1 protein-coding gene is annotated in these 710 nt (G+C 35.4%); it reads right to left on the reverse strand.

The features are described 5' to 3' along the window. Positions 1–218 precede the first annotated feature (218 nt). The gene (locus tag ACS8FC_RS17490) at positions 219–599 is read right to left on the reverse strand and encodes a DUF1272 domain-containing protein (protein ID WP_439297722.1); all 381 of its coding nucleotides are present in this window, start codon (positions 597–599) and stop codon (positions 219–221) included. Positions 600–710 lie beyond the last annotated feature (111 nt).

Consider the following 710-nt stretch of genomic DNA (forward strand, 5'->3'; position numbering starts at 1 on the left):
TGATATACAAAGTTTGAGTTAGAATTTATTAAATCTCGGAATTCTCTGATTTTATCGTCACTAATGACATTTTTCATTTGTTACTAACCTTATAATTGACTGAAAGGCACATAACGCCGGGTTAAGCTGCAAAAGGCATGTGTTATCATTTTGAACGAAGCAAAACTGAGCCAACTACTCTATTTCCGTTTAAATTGCTTGTTATGTGAATGTACTAATCATCGATCTTCGGGTTTTGTGTATTTAACTTTTGCTGAGAACTCTTTAAGTTCTTCTATACTATATTTGGTATGTACTCTTTCAATCGAAGGAGGCTGATGGTTGATACTTAAACCTGCACGTCTAGCCATTTTAGGTCGAATAGGTCGAAGGACAAAACCACCGCCACAATTTGGGCATACATTTTCTAATATTTCATTTACACATGTGACGCAAAAAGTGCATTCGTATGTGCAAATCATTGCTTCGGTAGAATCTGGTACTAAATCTTTATCACAACATTCACAATTAGGTCTAATTTCCAACATATATAAACTCCGTTTTGATTCATTTAGCGCTTGGTTCTTTTGCTTTAGAACGCAAATCGTATTGCAGCCCATAGCAACTACTGGTTATATTTTGGTGCCTACAATTAATGATGAATGGTAAAACTGGTCGTAAGTCTTTAGATGATCCACTATGCTCATTATCAAGCGTAAGTGTTACCATGT

It is taken from the genome of Psychrobacter sp. 1Y4, assembly GCF_051847555.1.